The organism is Microbacterium sp. Root280D1, from assembly GCF_001428975.1.
Lineage (GTDB): Bacteria > Actinomycetota > Actinomycetes > Actinomycetales > Microbacteriaceae > Microbacterium.
This window is the reverse complement of record NZ_LMJK01000002.1, coordinates 1,092,083-1,107,946: the sequence shown is the minus strand read 5'-3', so window position 1 is coordinate 1,107,946 and position 15,864 is coordinate 1,092,083. Positions and strand designations below refer to the sequence as shown.

Sequence of the window (15,864 nt, the reverse complement as noted above, 5' to 3'; positions counted from 1 at the left end):
GAGCGGAGAGTCTTGCGTTCGTGCCCGTCGCCCCGCGATGCATGCAAGCAACAGTCTTCCCGTGAGATCTCGGAGCCGCGAGCTCCCCAACGAAACAGGTATGAAGTGGTTTACGCAGTAGTGCGCGCCGGTGGGCGGCAGGAGAAGGTCGAGGTCGGCACGATCGTTCAGCTCGACCGTGTCAAGGCTGCACAGGGCGAGAAGATCGAGCTGGCCGCAGTGCTGCTCGTCGACGGCGCCTCGGTGACCACCGACGCTGATTCGCTGGCGAAGGTCAAGGTCACGGCAGAGGTCATCGGCAACCTCCGCGGCCCGAAGATCATCATCCAGAAGTACAAGAACAAGACCGGCTACAAGAAGCGTCAGGGCCACCGCCAGGAGCTCACGCGCGTCAAGATCACCGGCATCAAGTAAAGACCGAGGAGACCAGGACATGGCACATAAAAAGGGCGCAAGCTCCACCCGTAACGGTCGTGACTCCAACGCTCAGCGACTTGGCGTCAAGCGCTTCGGTGGACAGCAGGTTCTCGCCGGCGAGATCATCGTCCGCCAGCGCGGCACGCACTTCCACCCCGGCGTGAACGTCGGCCGTGGTGGCGACGACACTCTGTTCGCTCTGGCCGCCGGTGCGGTCCAGTTCGGCGCGAAGGGCGGCCGCAAGGTCGTCAACATCGTCGCCGCTGCTGAGTGATCACAGCACGACACTAGTCATCCGATTCGGGGCGGGCTTCGGCCCGTCCCGAATCTGCGTTTCCGGCCGAGTCCACATCTCAGGCCGCATCAATTGAGGAGAGAGACATGGTCAGCTTCGTCGACACCGTGACGCTGCATCTGCGCGCGGGCAAGGGCGGCAACGGCTGTGTCTCGGTGCACCGCGAGAAGTTCAAGCCGCTCGGCGGCCCGGACGGCGGCAACGGCGGTGACGGCGGCGACGTCGTGCTCGTCGCCGACACCCAGACGGGAACGCTCCTCTCGTACCACCACTCTCCGCATCGCAGCTCCGGAAACGGCGGCCCCGGAATGGGCGACCACCGTGCGGGGTTCATGGGCGAGGATCTCGAGCTTCCCGTTCCCGTCGGCACCGTGGTGAAGAACCCGGCCGGCGAGGTGCTCATCGACATGATCGAGCCCGGTGAGCGCTACGTCGTCGCCAAGGGCGGGCATGGCGGACTCGGCAACGCCGCACTCGCCACCCCGAAGCGCAAGGCTCCCGGGTTCGCGCTGCTCGGGACCCCCGGGTACGAGGGCGATGTCATCCTCGAGCTCAAGACCGTGGCAGACGTCGCTCTGGTCGGCTACCCCTCGGCGGGCAAGTCCAGCCTGATCGGCGCGATCTCGGCCGCACGCCCCAAGATCGCCGACTACCCCTTCACCACGCTGCACCCCAATCTCGGTGTCGTGCAGGCAGGGGACTCGCGATACACGGTCGCTGACGTCCCCGGACTCATCGAAGGAGCGAGCGAGGGACGCGGTCTCGGACTGGAGTTCCTCCGTCACGTCGAGCGCTGCACCGCACTGCTGCACGTGCTCGACTGCGCAACGCTCGAGCCCGGTCGTGACCCGATCTCCGACCTCGATGTCATCCTGGGAGAGCTCGCCGCATACGAGGTTCCCGAGGGGCAGACCCCTCTGCTCGAGCGCCCGCAGCTCATCGCCCTGAACAAGATCGACGTGCCGGAGGCCCGCGACCTCGCAGACCTCGTGCGCCCCGACCTCGAGGCTCGCGGATTCCGTGTCTTCGACATCTCCACGATCTCGCACGAGGGTCTGCGCCCGCTGACCTACGCGCTCGGCGAGATCGTCGACCAGCACCGTGCCGAGCTCGCCGCGACCGAGGTCCCGCGTGAGCGCGTCATCCTTCGCCCGCGTGGCCCGAAGAAGGGCTTCGAGATCCGCGTCGAGGGCGGCAGCTACGGCAACGTCTACCGCATCCTCGGCGAGAAGCCGGTGCGCTGGGTCCAGCAGACCGATTTCCAGAACGAAGAGGCGGTGGGCTACCTCGCCGACCGTCTCGAGAAGCTGGGCGTCGAGGACGAGCTCTTCCGCCTCGGTGCCGTGCAGGGGTCGACGGTCGTCATCGGCGAGGGCGACAGCATCGTCTTCGACTGGGAGCCCACCATGACGTCTGCGGCCGAGCTGATGACCGCACCCCGTGGCACCGACCCGCGTCTCGCCCCCAACGGGCGTCGCACCACCTCCGAGCGTCGTGAGAACTACTACGAGCGCATGGATGCCAAGGCCGAGGCTCGCGCCGAGGTCGAGGCTCAGCGGCTCGCGGCCTACCGCGAGGACGGGGAGTGACCGCCCGCACGAGGGCGGATCTCGCCACAGCCTCACGGATCGTCGTCAAGGTCGGGTCTTCCTCGATCAGCGGGGAGTCCTCCTGGCGCATCCCCGTTCTGGTGGAGGCACTGGCGGCAGCGCACGCGCGCGGGGCCGAGGTGATCCTCGTCTCCTCCGGAGCGATCGCCACGGGCATCCCGTTCCTGCGTCTCGATGCTCGCCCCACGGACCTGGCCACTCAGCAGGCCGCAGCCGCCGTCGGACAGAACATCCTCGTGTACCGCTACCAGGAGTCGCTGCGTCCTTTCGACATCGTCGCGGGACAGGTGCTGCTCACGACCGGTGATCTCGAGAATCCGACCTCGCGCAGCAACGCGCGACGGGCGATGGAGCGACTTCTCGGTCTTCGCATCCTGCCGATCGTGAACGAGAACGACACGGTCGCGACGCAGGAGATCCGATTCGGCGACAACGACCGCCTCGGCGCGCTCGTGGCCCAGCTGATCGAGGCGGATGCGCTCGTGCTGCTCAGCGACATCGAGTCGCTGTACACCAAGCCGCCGTCCGACCCGACCGCTGAGCCCATCGACGTCGTCGCTCCGGACGCCGATCTCTCAGGCCTCGAGTTCGGCTCGACGGTCGTCAACAGTGTCGGCACCGGGGGAGCGGCGACGAAGGTGTCCGCCGCCCGACTGGCGGCCGCGTCCGGGATCGGTGTGCTCGTGACCAGCGCCGACCTCGTCGACAAGGCCCTCGCGGGCGCCGACATAGGGACCTGGTTCGAGCCCGCGCTCTCCTAGACTGGGCGGATGACCGACCAGACCCCGCAGGTGCGGCTCGAGCGTGCCAAAGAGGCGTCCCGCGCCACGGCCAGACTGACCAGCGACGACAAGTCCCGCGCGCTCGAAGCCATCGCGGTGGCTCTCGAGGGGAATGCGGCCGCGATCATCGAGGCCAACGGCCGAGACATCGAGCGCGGTCGATCTGACGGCATCGGCGAGTCGCTCATCGACCGACTGCGCCTCGATGAGAAGCGCGTCGCCTCCCTCGCCGCTGCGGTCCGTCAGGTGGCGGCTCTTCCCGACCCTGTCGGTCGTGTCGTCGGAGGGCACCGGATGCCGAACGGCGTCGCTCTCGAGCAGGTGCGGGTGCCGTTCGGGGTAGTCGGGGCGATCTACGAGGCGCGCCCCAATGTCACGGTCGACATCGCGGCGCTCGCGCTGCGCTCGGGGAACGCCGTGGTCCTGCGCGGTGGCAGCGCCGCACGAGACTCCAACGCGGTGCTCGTCGAGATCATGCGCCAGGCACTCGAGGAGGCAGGCGTCACCGCGGAAGCGGTGCAGACCGTCGACGACTTCGGTCGCGACGGCGCCACCGCCCTCATGCACGGACGGGGTTACATCGACGTGCTGGTGCCTCGCGGCAGTGCGGGGCTGATCGGGACCGTCGTGACCGAGGCGACCGTGCCCGTGATCGAGACCGGCGCCGGCAACGTGCACATCGTCCTCGACGAGAGCGCCCCTGACGACTGGGCGCAGGACATCGTCGTGAACGCGAAGGTGCAGCGCCCCAGCGTCTGCAATGCGGTCGAGACGGTCCTCGTGCTCCGTCAGGCCGCGCCACGGCTCGTCCCGCTGGTCGCGAGTGCGCTGCAGAGCGAGGGCGTGGCCATTCACGGCGACGACATGGTGGTCGGCCTCGTCTCGAACGTGATCCCCGCGACCGAGGAGGACTGGGCGACGGAGTATCTGAGCCTCGACATCGCGATCAAGGTCGTCGACACGCTCGATGACGCTCTCGACCACATCCGTCGCTACAGCACCGGCCATACGGAGTCGATCATCACGACGGATTCGCGCAACGCGGAGCGGTTCCTGGCCGAGGTCGACTCGGCGGTCGTGATGGTGAACACCTCCACGCGGTTCACCGACGGCGGGGAGTTCGGGTTCGGTGCCGAGGTCGGGATCTCGACGCAGAAGCTGCACGCGAGGGGCCCGATGGGGCTTTCCGAGCTGACCAGCACGAAATGGCTGGCGCGTGGGGCAGGGCAGACGCGCGGCTGAGGGCTAGACTAGGGGGCGCTGTGGCTCTTCGTGAGCCACGCCCGCCAGCCACGAAACGGAGTCAGGATGAACCTCGTCGCACAGATCGCGATGGTCGCTGCCGAAACCGAGCACCACGGCAATGTCCAGCTCGAGACGCTGATCTTCGGCGTCATCGCGATCATCGTCTTCGCCTTCCTCGGCCTGGTCACGCTGTCATACAAGAACGTCGCCAACCGTCACTCCGCCAAGGCTGACGCCTGGGCCGCGAGGCACGGCAAGGACGGCCACGAGGCAGGGCACGGCCACTAGGCCCATATGAACGACACGACCTCGCGTCCGGCGCGCATCGGTGTGATGGGCGGCACGTTCGACCCCATCCACCACGGGCACCTGGTCGCTGCGAGCGAGGTCGCGCACTCCTTCGATCTCGACGAGGTCGTCTTCGTGCCCACCGGACACCCGTGGCAGAAGTCGGATGTCACCCCCAGTGAGCACCGCTACCTGATGACCGTGATCGCGACGGCGTCCAACCCGCAGTTCACGGTGAGCAGAGTCGATATCGACCGTGAAGGGCCGACGTACACGATCGACACCCTCCGCGACCTGAAGGAGAAGCGGCCCGACGCCGAGCTGTTCTTCATCACGGGTGCCGATGCCGTGGCGCAAATTCTCAGTTGGAGGGACCATGATGAACTGTGGGAGTTGGCCCACTTCGTCGCGGTCTCACGTCCAGGACACGTCCTGAGCACTGACGGCCTCCCGAGCGACAACGTCAGCCAACTGGAGGTGCCGGCGCTGTCCATCTCGTCGACGGCCTGCCGGGCGCGGGTCCGTGACGACGAGCCGGTCTGGTACCTCGTCCCCGACGGAGTCGTTCAATACATCGCGAAGCATCATCTGTATCGGAGCAAGGCATGAGTACATCGGATCGGCAGGAACAGGGTCCGCTGACGCGAAAGCAGTTGCGTGAGATCCGGTTGACCGGCTCCACACCGGTCATCTCGGCGGAGGAGGCTGCTGCTGCCGCTGCGGTCGCGACTCCGCCCGCCGCAACGCCGCCCGAGGAGCAGGACGCCGCCGAGACCGAACCCGCTGCACCGTCGGCACCGGCCGTCCGCGGCGAGACCGAGCCGGGGAACACGCCGCTGACGCGTCGCCAGGTTCGCGAGCGCGAACGCTCCATGACCGGATCCGTTCCCGTCGGCGACGCTGACGAGTCCGACGCGCCGGACAGTGCGGATGATGCGGACTCGACCGACGAGGTTCCGCCCGTCGAGGTCCCCGCGGCTGAGGCAGCCGACGCTCCCGACTCCGACGTCCACGACTCCGACGTCCACGACTCCGATGTCCACGACTCCGATGTCGTTGACGACGATGACCAGGAAGACGAGGACTCGGCTGCGGCGGACCTGCCCGCACCGGTCAGCGCCTCGACGAACCTCGACACGACGGACGACGACCGCGAGCCGGTCACCTCCGGCGCGGGCGACACGAGTGCCGCCGTCGCGGAGCTCGGAATCGATGCAGAAGCGACCGACGAGGTCGACGCAGGCGACGTTCTGGCGGATGTGGACGACGCCGACGACGACATCGCGGACGGGGAGCGCCCCGTCGTCAACTCCGCCTTCGGTCAGGATCTGCTCAGCGACGACGCGGAGACACGGAAGCCCTTCTCGCCGTCTTTCGACGAGCTGCTGACCGTCGGCGACTCGACCGGTTCTCAGCATCTCGCTCCGAACACCCTCATCTTCAACCCCTCCCCGGGAGAGGGGTCGCTCTCAGGCCCCGTCGCCTCCACGGGAGAGATCCTCGTGACCGGTTCCTACGAACTTCCCAAGGGACTCGGTTCGCAGGGCCACGCGCACGGCACCACGGACGGCAAGGACGTGGACGCCGTGCTCATCGACGGCGAGCTGCCCCCGGCATCCTCGCCCACGCCGATCGCCGCCAGCGCGGCCGTCAGCACCATCAAGCCCGCCGGCGAGGTCATCCGCCCGCCCGCCCCCGAAAAGGGCAACAAACTCATGCTCATCCTCGCGATCGTGGCGGGTGGTCTCGCGCTCGCGCTGGGCGTGTCCCTGATCGTCGCCTTCACCACGAATGTGTTCTGATGCAGTCACCTGAAACCGCCGAAGAGATGCTCCAGCTCGCGGCCGACGCCGCCGTCTCGAAGGGCGGTGAGGATCTCGTCGCGCTCAACGTCTCGGAGCCTCTGCCGCTCGTCGACATCTTCCTGCTCGTCACCGGAAACAGCGAGCGCAACGTCGCCGCCATCGCCGATGAGATCGAGGACAAGCTCATCGAAGCCGGTCACAAGCGGGTCCGCCGCGAAGGTCGCGCGGAGGCACGATGGGTTCTCCTCGACTTCGGCGATCTGATCGTCCACGTCTTCCACCAGGAAGAGCGCGTCTACTACGGCCTCGAGCGTCTGTGGAAGGACTGCCCCGTCGTGCCGTTCGAGCTCGCAGACTCCGCCGCAGCAGACCGCGACTGACGTGACCGTCCACCTGATCACCGGCGCCGGATCCGGCATCGGCGCGGTCGTCGCGCGCCGCCTCCTCGATCGGGGCGATCAGGTCGTGGTGCTCGCCCGCGATGCCGGGCGCGCCAAGGAGATCACCGCGGCGCTGCCTGGAGCCTCGGCCGTCGTCGGCGACCTCGCGCAACCCGGCAGGCTGTCGTGGGCACTGTCGAAGCAGGCGCTCCCCGAGCGCATCGACTCGCTGGTGCACACGGCGGGCGTCGTCGACCTCGGACCCGTGGCCGACCTTCCGGCGAATCTCTGGGAGCGCCAGCTCGCGGTCAACCTCGTGGGGCCTGCCGAGCTCACCCGTCTGCTCCTCCCTGTGCTGCGCGTCTCTCGCGCTCGGATCGTGTTCGTCAACTCTGGTGCGGGATTGCACGCGCACGCCGGATGGTCGGCGTATGCCGCCTCGAAGCACGGACTCAAGGCTCTCGCCGACGCATTGCGGGCCGAGGAGAGCGAGCATGGTGTGCGGGTCACATCGATCTACCCCGGACGCACCGCGACCCCCATGCAGGAGCGAGTGCACCAGCAGGAAGGGCGGGATTACGACCCGGAGCGGTTCATCACGGCGGATTCCGTCGCGACGACGATCCTCACCGCGCTCGACCTGCCGGACGACGCCGCTCTCACCGATCTGACCATCCGCCCTCGGGCGTGACCCCCCTGAAGTCTCTCGTCTCAGCTGTCAAGCCCCTGTGACCTTTCGGTCGGAGCGGGGATGATCTGAGTGGGGAGAGAGTCTTGGAGGGAATCACATGTCCGGAGATCCAGATCCTAGATACGTGCTGCATCGCGTCACACCGTCGGAGTGGGTGATCAACGACCGACGATACGAGACGAACGATCCGCGGCACGTGGTGGCATGCGTCTACGAGTACGCGGACACCGAGGTCGAGGTCGTGTGGCTTCGCGACCTGCCTCTGGCAGTGCGGTACACGACCGCTTACGAAGTTCTCGAAGAGGTGACGCGAGTGCAGGATTCGAGCCGGGCGACGAGGCCCATCGCGATCCCGCACCTGCCCCCTCTTCTCGCGACCTGAACAGGCTGCGCGGCAGGACCCGGGGAGGGGCCTGCCGCGCAGGGGCGTGCTGGGCGAGGACTCAGGAGTCCTCGCCCAGCGGCTTCTCCGACGCCAGGCGGTCGGCCGCGGCGCCGTCGACCTGGTCGGCATCCGCATCCGTGTCGAGAACGGGCTCGCCGTCGACGTCGCGGTGAGGCACGCCGTCGATCTCTCCTTCGTCGTCCGGGCGGGGGACCAGCGGCGGTATCGGGTTGTTGGTCATCATCGACTCCTCTCGTGAGATGTGCGCGCCACGATAGGTCGCGCGTGCACCGACAGGGAGTGGGTTGACGACCGAGGTCCGGAGGAGTATCCGGCGGTGCGACGATTCTGCGGCACTCGACGTGTCGGCGGTGTCACACCGTTTCGGGGCGCTTCTTGCGGAACGGCTTCGCGGGGGTGTGCGGGCCGTCCCACACCGTGATGATGCCCCAGGCGACAGCGGCGATCGGCACCGATAGCACCGCGCCGACGATGCCGCCGAGGATGGTGCCCGTGGTCAGGGCGAGGAGGATCACGAGAGCGTGGAGCTTGAGGGAGCGGGCCATCACGACCGGCTGAAGGAAGTTGCCCTCGAGCTGATTCACGAGCACGACGATGCCGACGACGATGAGGGCTGCCACCGGGCCGTGCGTGACGAGCGCCACGAGAGCCGCGAGGATCCCGGCGGCGGTTGCGCCGACCAGCGGGATGAACGCCGTCAGGAAGACGATCACGGCGAGGGGGAGTGCAAGAGGGATCTGCAGGATCGCCAAGCCGATGCCGATGCCGAGAGCATCGGCGGCGGCGACGATCGACGTGCCGCGGATGTAGCCTCCGAAGACGTCGACGGTCTTGTCGCCGATGCGGCGCGCACGCTCATAGCTGTTCCCGGTGAAGGGACGGAGCAGGAACTCCCAGATGCGCGGTCCGTCCTTGAGGAAGAAGAACAGCACGACGATCATCAGGGCGAGGCCGGTGAAGAAGCTCGCAGTGGCCGAGACCCCCGCGAGAGCGCCGCGTCCGAACGAGGCGCTGGTCAGGAAGTCGCCGACTCCTGCCCACACCTCGTCGAGATCGATCGATGCGATGTCGAAAGGCAGGGTGTCGAGCCAGGCCGTCACCTGCGTCACGCCGTCGGTGGCCGACTCGATCAGATCGTCCCACTGGGAACGGACCGTCAGCACGATCACCCAGACGATGCCGCCGAGGATCGCGAGGATGCCGATCAGCGCGATCCAGGTGGCGAGGATCGACGGCACTCCGCGACGCCGCATGAACGCGACGAGCGGGTGGATGGCCGAGGCGAGGATCAGCGCGATCGTCACGGGGATGAACACGAGAGAGAGCTGCGTGATCACCAGCACGCCGATGGCGACCAGGGCGAGCACCGAGAGGGTCTGCAGACTCCGTGTGGCGGCGAGGCCGAATCCCCGCGACCACAGCCGCGTCTCCGTCATCGGGGTCGACGTGTCTGACAGAGACGATGACATGGTCTCCGGTCGTCGGAACAGTCCCAGCACGTGCGTCCTCCACCTCGTCGAAGACCGTCTCGGTGACGAAGACGGCCTGGCCTTTCTATCCGGCGCAGCGGACGATGGCAAGTCCCTGGCGCTCTGCCATGGGCGGCCCTTCGCCGATGACGAGGGCGCCCGCGCGCGCCGGTGTGTCGGATGAACGAGAAGAAGGCCCCGCGATCTCTCGCGGGGCCTTCTATCGGGTGGACCTGGGGGGACTCGAACCCCCGACCCCCTGCATGCCATGCAGGTGCGCTACCAGCTGCGCCACAGGCCCAGAACTGCTTCGTCACTGCTCGAAGCAACTTGAACAGAGTACTACACGGATCGCGCGCAACACCAATCGGCGCGGGGCCCCCGGGCGCGTCGCATTAGGCTGACCGCATGACGACGATCACCGCCACCGTAGAGGCCGACTTCGACGAATGGGCCGGTCTGTGGCGCGGGTATCTGACCTTCTACGGCGCGGAGCTCCCTGACGAGATCACGACAGAGTCGTTTCGGCGGATCGTCTAGGGGCGGGATCTGCACGGAGCGGTCGCGCGCGACGGCGACGGGCGCGCGATCGGCATCGTGCACTGGCTCACGCACCCGGCGACGTGGAGCACGTCGCCCTACTGCTACCTCGAGGACCTCTATGTCGACGGCGAGTCCCGAGGCTCCGGGGTAGGGCGGCTGCTGATCGCTCACGTGCGTGCCTGGGCTGTCGAGAACGGGTGCGAGAAGGTCTACTGGCTGACGCAGGAGACCAACATGACAGCCCGCGCGCTCTACGACAGCGTGGCGACGCACACCGGGTACACGCACTACCAGATCGCCCTCTGACGCCCCGGAACAACCGCGTGATCGCGGGTGTTGTCATCATCGTGAGCATCCTGGACAGCGTCGTGATCGGCGCCGGTCAGGCCGGTCTGTCGGCCTCCTTTCATCTGACCCGTCTGGGCATCGGTCATGTCGTGCTCGACTCGGACTCCGAGCCCGGGGGCGCATGGCGGCACCGGTGGGATGCTCTGACGATGCGCGACGTGCACGGAGTGGCGGAGCTGCCGGGGGATTCTCCACCGCCGCGAGACGGGCAGCGCGCCAATATGGCCGTGCCGGCATACTTCGCGGCGTATGAGCGCGCTCATCGCCTGCCGGTGATCCGGCCCGTGGGAGTCGACCGGGTGGTCGACGAGGACGGCCTCCTGGTCGTGCGCGCGGGGGAACAGGAATGGCGCAGTCGGACGCTCGTCAACGCGACCGGGACCTGGACGCATCCGTTCCTGCCGCACTACCCGGGGATGGAGACTTTCGTCGGCGAGCAGATGCACACGGTCGACTATCCGGGACCAGAGCACTTCGTGGGCAAGCGCGTCCTCGTCGTCGGCGGGGGCGCGTCGGCTGTCCAGTTCCTCGGAGCTCTGGCGCCGATCACCGACACACTCTGGGTGACGCGGCGTGAGCCGGTGTGGCGCAGCGACGACTTCACCCCCGAAGCAGGAGCAGCCGCCGTCGCGCTCGTCGAGCGACGGGTCGCCCAGGGGCTGCCTCCCGAGAGCGTGGTGAGCGTCACAGGGCTCATGCTGCGGCCGCAGGAACGGGAGGCGGAGAGGCTCGGCGCCTACGCTGCTCGCCGCCCGATGTTCTCGCGCATCGAGCCGGACAGCGTCCGCTGGGCCGACGGCACCTTCGAGCGGGTCGACGTCATCCTCTGGGCGACGGGGTTCCGCCCGGCGATCGCGCACCTCGCGCCGCTGCACCTCCGCAGCGCGGCCGGGGGCATCCAGCTCGACCGCGGCGGGCGGGGGACGACCGCGGTGCAGGACCCGCGGATCCAGCTCGTCGGCTACGGTCCGTCGGCGAGCACGATCGGTGCGAACAGGGCGGGACGCTCAGCGGCGAAGGGCGTCCAGCGGGCGCTGGCCGTCGCATCGGTCCGGAGCCCCTGAGCGATCTCGGCCCGTTCGTCCCGAGCCGACGTCGGCGAGGGCGCGTAGGGTGAAGACATGTCGCGAATCATCGTCTTCGGCGGCCACGGCCGCATCGCACTGCTTCTCGCTCCTCTTCTCGTCGACCGGGGTGACGAGGTGACCTCGGTCATCCGCAACCCCGACCACGTCTCGGAGGTCGAGGCGACAGGGGCGCATGCGCTGGTCGCCGACGTCGAGACCCTCGACACGTCTGAACTCGCGGAGATCATCCGCGGTCACGATGCCGTCGTCTGGTCGGCCGGGGCCGGTGGGGGTTCCGCGGATCGCACGTACGCCGTCGATCGTGACGCGGCGATGCGCACCATGGATGCCGCAGAGGCGGCGGGTGTCATGCGCTATGTCATGGTCTCGTGGATCGGTTCGAAGGCCGATCACGGAGTGGCTGAGGACGACGGGTTCTTCGCCTACGCGGATGCGAAGTGGGCGGCGGACGAGCACCTGCGATCGACGGACCTCGACGGTACGATCCTCGGCCCCGGCACGCTCACGTTCGATGAGCCGACGGGCCGCATCCTGCTCGACCCGGACGGCAAGGGCGAGGTCGCGCGCGCCGATGTGGCGGCTGTGATCGCAGAATCGCTCGGCAACCCCTCGACGTTCGGCCGCACCATCCGATTCGGAAACGGCACGGCCGACTCCGGCGTGCCCATCGCCGACGCTCTCACCACCTGACTTCATGCTGCGACGTCGCTTCGGAGCGGTCAGTGCCGCGGCGTTCGTCGCCCTCGCGACGGCGGCCGGACCGGCCTCTGCCGCGGCTGTCGGCTCGGTGCAGGGCGGTCTCGCCCATGCGCAGATCTCCTCACCAGCGATCGGCGAGCACGCCGAGGCTCTCGTCGCCGAGATGACGACGGTCGAGCGGGCGGCGAGCGTTGTGATGGGGCACATCCCGACGACGGATGCCGGAGCGCTCCGCGCCTACATGCAGCAGGGCCTGGGCGGTTTCATCCTGATGGGAGCGAACATCCCGGCGACCGACGACGAGCTCCAGACCCTCACGTCTGCTCTCACGGTCGACCCCGCGCTGCCTCCGCTCGTGGCGGTCGATCAGGAGGGCGGGATCGTGTCGCGCCTCGTCGGCGATGGTTTCCCCGCCTCGACCGTCTTGAAATCGCAGCCGGTCTCCGACACGTCGTCGGCCTTCTCCGCCCGCGCGGCGCTGGTGGCGAGAGCGGGGATCACCGTGAACTTCGGCACGGTCGCAGACGTGACGTCCGACCCGTCGTCATTCATCTACGGCAGGGCACTCGGCACCGACCCCCAGACAGCCGCCGAGCGAGTCGCTGCCGCCACCACGGCGCAAGAGCAGATCATCGCCTCCACGCTGAAGCACTTCCCCGGTCATGGGGCGGCGCCGGGCGACTCCCACAGTGCTGTCCCTGCCACAGCCGAGACCATCGATGAGTGGCGTTCCACGGACGCGGTGCCTTTCGTTGCAGGTATCGAGGCCGGTGCCTCTCTGCTGATGTTCGGCCACCTGGCCTACACCTCGATCGATCCTGCTCCCGCGTCTCTGTCGGCGCGCTGGCACGAGATCGCCCGTGAACAACTGGGATTCGACGGCGTGATCGTGACCGATGACCTCGGGATGCTGCAGTCCTCGGGGATACCCGAGTACGCCGACCCCGTGACGAACGCCGTGTCGGCGGTCGTCGCCGGGAGCGACCTCGTGCTGATGATCGCCGGTTCGACTCCCGACACCGCCGGCCAGATCGTCCGCGGGCTCGCGGATGCGGTCGATGCGGGGGTGCTGCCCGCCGATCGGCTCGCCGACGCGGCCACCCGCGTGATGACGTTGCGCCTGCAGTCGACGTCGGCGACCACCGACTGGGCACCGTGCCCGGAGTGCGAGCCGGCGGACTGATCGTTCAGCCCGCTCACGCCGGTCAGCCCGCGAGCGTGACGGCGGTGGTGGAGCCGAGCCAGGCATGCAGCAGCTCGCCGCGCAGATGCCCACCGCGCTCTGCGAACACGCGCTGCCGGCGGACGTACTCCGCCTTGCCCTCGGTCGTCTCGATCGGTACGGGCTCGACACCCCACGGTGCCAGGTCGTACGGCGCGGCCTGCATGTCGAGGAGGCGGATGTCTCTTGCGAGCTCGAACGTGTCGAGCAGAAGTTCGCCGGGCACGAGGGGGCCCAGCTTGACCGCCCATTTGTACAGGTCCATGCCGGCATGAAGGCATCCGGGCTGCTCGAACAGGGGCTGCTCGTCGCGGGTCAGTTCCGTGCGGTTGCGAGGCACGGCCGCGGGTGTGAAGAACCGGAAGGCATCGAAGTGGGTGCATCTGAGGTCATGGCTCTCGACGACCAGATCCGTTGCGTCCTGCCCGAGACGCAGGGGCACCGCGTGTCTGTGCTCATCCGCTCGATAGACCATCGCCCACTCATGCAGTCCGAAGCATCCGAACTGCCCGGGTCGAGAGGCGGTGCGACGCAGCATCCGCTCGATGAGGCCAACGAGGTCTGCCTTCTCGCGCGCGAAGGCAGCGGCATCCGGCACCGCACCGGCTCTGGTCGCGCCGGGGGAGTACCACCGCCAGGTCAGCCGCTCGTCGGCCTCCTCGAGCTCGACCCCGGCGCCGGGGTGCCACCGACGCAGCTGCGCGGGCTTGTAGCTGTAATAGGTGAACAGGAAGTCCCATACCGGGTGCTTCTCGCCCCGCGCGGCTCGTTCCCGATGCTCAGCCGTGAGGGCGTCGGCTCTCGTCTGGTGCGCTCGTTCGCGTTCCAGCCAGTCGGTCCGCGCCAGCGTCATGGTCACCTCAGCGGAGGATGCCGGCTTTGCCGAGCAGGTCACGGAGCCCCGCGCCGTCCTCGGCACTGACCCAGGGGGCGACGTCGTCGGAGTGCGGCTCGTGGCCCGCGCGACCACCGGCGAGCACGGCCTCGGCCGGGAGCAGCCGACGGATGGCGACGCCGGCGACGGAGTCCGGGTGCTCATCCATGAACTCGGAGTAGATCGCCTCGTCGTGCTGGCCGTCGTCGCCGATCAGCAGCCATTTCACGTGCGGGAACTCCGTGGCCAGGCGACGCAGGTTGGTGAGCTTGTGCTCGCGCCCGCTGCGGAACCATCGGTCATGCGTGGGGCCCCAGTCGGTGAGGAGCATGGAGCCTGCGGGGAACAGGTGGCGCCCGAGGAACCGGCGGAGAGTCGGGGCGACGTTCCAGGCTCCGGTCGAGAGGTAGACCATGGGAGCACCGGGATATTCGCGGAGCACCTGATCGAGCAGCACGGCCATGCCCGGCACGGGGATGCGCGCGTGCTCGTCGACGACGAAAGAGTTCCAGGCGGCGATGAAAGGTCGGGGGAGGGCGGTGACCATCACGGTGTCGTCGACGTCGGAGACGACCCCGAAGTGGGTCGACTCGGCCACGATGAACGCGGTCGTCTCGACCGGGTCCTGACCCTCGACAGAGAACGTGAAGGTCTGCCATCCTGGCTCGAGCTCGGCGTGCACGACCGAATCGATCACACCGCCCCGGTCGGCGACGACATAGTGCACCGAGTCGCCGATCTGCACGGCGACCTTCGCGAAGCTCACGGGGATGCCGACGAAGCTCCGCCAGCCGCGGACGCTGGCCGGTTCGCCGTCCTTCGTGCTCCGTGCGGGAGGGACGATGAGAACGCGACCGACGACACGCACCCAGCCGGGCCCGCCGTAACCGGGGAAGGGGAGGATGGTCGCGGTGCGGCCGCGACGGCGCGCTCGCCCCTCGCGCCACACGTGGAGGCGGTGTTCGAGGCGCGCGAACCAGTGGATCCGGGGCGCCGGAGGTGACGAAGCCATTGCTTCAGTCTTTCACGTCGGTCGAGTCCTTCGCGTCGGAGATGTCGAGATGGCGCGCCTCGAGGCGCGAGATCACCTTCTTGCCCACGAACACGGCGACGAGGAAGAGGGCGATGATGCCGACGAAGATGTATCCCGCGTAGTGCACCCGGTCGGCGAGCTCATCGAAGCTGCCGGCGGCGAGCGAGGTGATGCTCACGTAGGCCGTCGCCCAGAGCAGGCAGGCCGGCGCCGTCCACGCGAGGAAGCGCCGATAGGAGTAATGGCTCATCCCCACGGTCAGCGGCACGAGGGAGTGCAGCACCGGCAGGAACCGCGAGAGGAAGATGGCGATGCCGCCGCGGCGGGCGAGGTAACGCTCCGCCCGCACCCAGTTCTCCTCGCCGACGCGTCGGCCGACCCAGGAGGCACGGATGTGCGGGCCGACCCACCGCCCGAGCCAGAAGCCGATGCTCTCGCCGATCAGCGCGCCGACGACGACCGAGACGACCATCGCTACGGCCTGAGGGAGGCTGGTGATGCCGATGGAGGCGACGAGCACGACAGTGTCACCGGGGAATACGAGCCCGATCAAGACGCTCGTCTCCAACATCACGGCGAGCCCCGCGACGAGCGTGCGAGTGATCGGGTCGATGGACCGCATGAAGTCGATCAGCCACGGCACCAAGTCGTCCACCCCTTGAGAATACG

General features: G+C 68.2%; 21 protein-coding genes and 1 tRNA gene. 16 read left to right on the top strand and 6 right to left on the bottom strand.

What is annotated here, in order from left to right:
* Positions 1-105: 105 nt before the first annotated feature.
* The 11 genes from rplU to ASE34_RS11545 all read left to right on the top strand — a co-directional run bounded on the left by rplU (position 106) and on the right by ASE34_RS11545 (position 7,895).
* Positions 106-414, top strand: a complete 309-nt coding sequence (gene rplU, locus ASE34_RS11595) for a 50S ribosomal protein L21 (protein WP_072591411.1) — start codon at positions 106-108, stop codon at positions 412-414.
* Between the two features lie 19 nt (positions 415-433).
* Positions 434-691, top strand: coding sequence for a 50S ribosomal protein L27 (gene rpmA / locus ASE34_RS11590; protein ID WP_028501603.1), 258 nt, complete (start codon positions 434-436; stop codon positions 689-691).
* A 107-nt stretch (positions 692-798) separates the two neighbouring features.
* Positions 799-2,301, top strand: a complete 1,503-nt coding sequence (obgE, locus tag ASE34_RS11585) for a GTPase ObgE (protein WP_053096582.1) — start codon at positions 799-801, stop codon at positions 2,299-2,301.
* Positions 2,298-3,083, top strand: coding sequence for a glutamate 5-kinase (gene proB, locus ASE34_RS11580; protein WP_053096581.1), 786 nt, complete (start codon positions 2,298-2,300; stop codon positions 3,081-3,083). The genes obgE and proB overlap by 4 nt, the downstream gene beginning before the upstream one ends.
* 9 nt (positions 3,084-3,092) lie before the next feature.
* Positions 3,093-4,346, top strand: coding sequence for a glutamate-5-semialdehyde dehydrogenase (locus ASE34_RS11575; RefSeq protein ID WP_056278912.1), 1,254 nt, complete (start codon positions 3,093-3,095; stop codon positions 4,344-4,346).
* A gap of 66 nt (positions 4,347-4,412) precedes the next feature.
* On the top strand, positions 4,413-4,637 hold the full coding sequence (locus tag ASE34_RS11570; RefSeq protein WP_053096577.1) for a hypothetical protein: 225 nt from the start codon (positions 4,413-4,415) through the stop codon (positions 4,635-4,637).
* Between the two features lie 6 nt (positions 4,638-4,643).
* Complete coding sequence (gene nadD / locus ASE34_RS11565) at positions 4,644-5,246, top strand: nicotinate-nucleotide adenylyltransferase (RefSeq protein WP_053096575.1); 603 nt, start codon at positions 4,644-4,646, stop codon at positions 5,244-5,246.
* Positions 5,243-6,439 carry a hypothetical protein gene (locus ASE34_RS11560; protein ID WP_056278911.1) on the top strand — a complete coding sequence of 399 codons (1,197 nt, stop codon included), beginning with the start codon at positions 5,243-5,245 and terminating at the stop codon, positions 6,437-6,439. The genes nadD and ASE34_RS11560 overlap by 4 nt, the downstream gene beginning before the upstream one ends.
* Positions 6,439-6,822 (top strand): ribosome silencing factor, encoded by a 384-nt coding sequence (rsfS, locus tag ASE34_RS11555; RefSeq protein ID WP_042537705.1) that lies wholly within the window; start codon positions 6,439-6,441, stop codon positions 6,820-6,822. The genes ASE34_RS11560 and rsfS overlap by 1 nt, the downstream gene beginning before the upstream one ends.
* A gap of 1 nt (position 6,823) precedes the next feature.
* Positions 6,824-7,513, top strand: coding sequence for an SDR family oxidoreductase (locus ASE34_RS11550; RefSeq protein WP_056278910.1), 690 nt, complete (start codon positions 6,824-6,826; stop codon positions 7,511-7,513).
* Between the two features lie 97 nt (positions 7,514-7,610).
* Complete coding sequence (locus ASE34_RS11545) at positions 7,611-7,895, top strand: hypothetical protein (RefSeq protein ID WP_053096570.1); 285 nt, start codon at positions 7,611-7,613, stop codon at positions 7,893-7,895.
* A gap of 61 nt (positions 7,896-7,956) precedes the next feature.
* On the opposite strand, the gene ASE34_RS11540 is transcribed toward ASE34_RS11545, so the two are convergent.
* The 3 genes from ASE34_RS11540 to ASE34_RS11530 form a co-directional block, all read right to left on the bottom strand.
* A complete protein-coding gene (locus ASE34_RS11540; RefSeq protein WP_053099155.1) occupies positions 7,957-8,139 on the bottom strand; it encodes a hypothetical protein in 183 nt (60 codons plus the stop codon).
* A 133-nt stretch (positions 8,140-8,272) separates the two neighbouring features.
* A complete protein-coding gene (locus tag ASE34_RS11535; RefSeq protein ID WP_230100734.1) occupies positions 8,273-9,355 on the bottom strand; it encodes an AI-2E family transporter in 1,083 nt (360 codons plus the stop codon).
* Between the two features lie 261 nt (positions 9,356-9,616).
* A tRNA-Ala gene (locus tag ASE34_RS11530) sits at positions 9,617-9,689 on the bottom strand.
* Between the two features lie 107 nt (positions 9,690-9,796).
* Between ASE34_RS11530 and ASE34_RS18285 the strand changes: the two genes are divergently transcribed.
* From ASE34_RS18285 to ASE34_RS11510, 5 genes are read left to right on the top strand one after another with little or no spacing between them, the layout of a single operon-like run.
* Complete coding sequence (locus ASE34_RS18285; RefSeq protein ID WP_268778161.1) at positions 9,797-9,928, top strand: hypothetical protein; 132 nt, start codon at positions 9,797-9,799, stop codon at positions 9,926-9,928.
* A 9-nt stretch (positions 9,929-9,937) separates the two neighbouring features.
* On the top strand, positions 9,938-10,237 hold the full coding sequence (locus ASE34_RS18160; RefSeq protein WP_268778169.1) for a GNAT family N-acetyltransferase: 300 nt from the start codon (positions 9,938-9,940) through the stop codon (positions 10,235-10,237).
* Positions 10,238-10,278: 41 nt separating this feature from the next.
* The gene (locus tag ASE34_RS11520; RefSeq protein WP_056279114.1) at positions 10,279-11,343 is read left to right on the top strand and encodes a flavin-containing monooxygenase; all 1,065 of its coding nucleotides are present in this window, start codon (positions 10,279-10,281) and stop codon (positions 11,341-11,343) included.
* 57 nt (positions 11,344-11,400) lie between these two features.
* Positions 11,401-12,057, top strand: a complete 657-nt coding sequence (locus tag ASE34_RS11515) for an SDR family oxidoreductase (RefSeq protein ID WP_056278909.1) — start codon at positions 11,401-11,403, stop codon at positions 12,055-12,057.
* A 4-nt stretch (positions 12,058-12,061) separates the two neighbouring features.
* Positions 12,062-13,249: a glycoside hydrolase family 3 N-terminal domain-containing protein gene (locus ASE34_RS11510; protein WP_056278908.1), complete on the top strand. Its 1,188-nt coding sequence runs from the start codon at positions 12,062-12,064 to the stop codon at positions 13,247-13,249.
* Between the two features lie 22 nt (positions 13,250-13,271).
* Here the strand turns inward: ASE34_RS11510 and ASE34_RS11505 are convergent, their stop codons facing one another.
* Genes ASE34_RS11505 through ASE34_RS11495 form a run of 3 tightly spaced genes read right to left on the bottom strand, consistent with a single transcriptional unit; the run spans position 13,272 to position 15,850 of the window.
* Positions 13,272-14,141 (bottom strand): hypothetical protein, encoded by an 870-nt coding sequence (locus ASE34_RS11505; protein ID WP_053096562.1) that lies wholly within the window; start codon positions 14,139-14,141, stop codon positions 13,272-13,274.
* A gap of 7 nt (positions 14,142-14,148) precedes the next feature.
* Positions 14,149-15,174 carry an App1 family protein gene (locus ASE34_RS11500; RefSeq protein WP_056278907.1) on the bottom strand — a complete coding sequence of 342 codons (1,026 nt, stop codon included), beginning with the start codon at positions 15,172-15,174 and terminating at the stop codon, positions 14,149-14,151.
* A gap of 4 nt (positions 15,175-15,178) precedes the next feature.
* Complete coding sequence (locus ASE34_RS11495; RefSeq protein ID WP_056278906.1) at positions 15,179-15,850, bottom strand: DedA family protein; 672 nt, start codon at positions 15,848-15,850, stop codon at positions 15,179-15,181.
* Positions 15,851-15,864: the final 14 nt, after the last annotated feature.

Coding starts and splice junctions, on each gene's coding strand:
- rpmA (WP_028501603.1), top strand. CDS start 434: ATGGCACATAAAAAGGGCGCAAGCTCCACCCGTAACGGTCGTGACTCC.
- obgE (WP_053096582.1), top strand. CDS start 799: ATGGTCAGCTTCGTCGACACCGTGACGCTGCATCTGCGCGCGGGCAAG.
- ASE34_RS11575 (WP_056278912.1), top strand. CDS start 3,093: ATGACCGACCAGACCCCGCAGGTGCGGCTCGAGCGTGCCAAAGAGGCG.
- ASE34_RS11570 (WP_053096577.1), top strand. CDS start 4,413: ATGAACCTCGTCGCACAGATCGCGATGGTCGCTGCCGAAACCGAGCAC.
- nadD (WP_053096575.1), top strand. CDS start 4,644: ATGAACGACACGACCTCGCGTCCGGCGCGCATCGGTGTGATGGGCGGC.
- ASE34_RS11560 (WP_056278911.1), top strand. CDS start 5,243: ATGAGTACATCGGATCGGCAGGAACAGGGTCCGCTGACGCGAAAGCAG.
- rsfS (WP_042537705.1), top strand. CDS start 6,439: ATGCAGTCACCTGAAACCGCCGAAGAGATGCTCCAGCTCGCGGCCGAC.
- ASE34_RS11545 (WP_053096570.1), top strand. CDS start 7,611: ATGTCCGGAGATCCAGATCCTAGATACGTGCTGCATCGCGTCACACCG.
- ASE34_RS11540 (WP_053099155.1), bottom strand. CDS start 8,139: ATGACCAACAACCCGATACCGCCGCTGGTCCCCCGCCCGGACGACGAA.
- ASE34_RS11535 (WP_230100734.1), bottom strand. CDS start 9,355: ATGACGGAGACGCGGCTGTGGTCGCGGGGATTCGGCCTCGCCGCCACA.
- ASE34_RS18285 (WP_268778161.1), top strand. CDS start 9,797: ATGACGACGATCACCGCCACCGTAGAGGCCGACTTCGACGAATGGGCC.
- ASE34_RS11515 (WP_056278909.1), top strand. CDS start 11,401: ATGTCGCGAATCATCGTCTTCGGCGGCCACGGCCGCATCGCACTGCTT.
- ASE34_RS11510 (WP_056278908.1), top strand. CDS start 12,062: ATGCTGCGACGTCGCTTCGGAGCGGTCAGTGCCGCGGCGTTCGTCGCC.
- ASE34_RS11505 (WP_053096562.1), bottom strand. CDS start 14,141: ATGACGCTGGCGCGGACCGACTGGCTGGAACGCGAACGAGCGCACCAG.
- ASE34_RS11500 (WP_056278907.1), bottom strand. CDS start 15,174: ATGGCTTCGTCACCTCCGGCGCCCCGGATCCACTGGTTCGCGCGCCTC.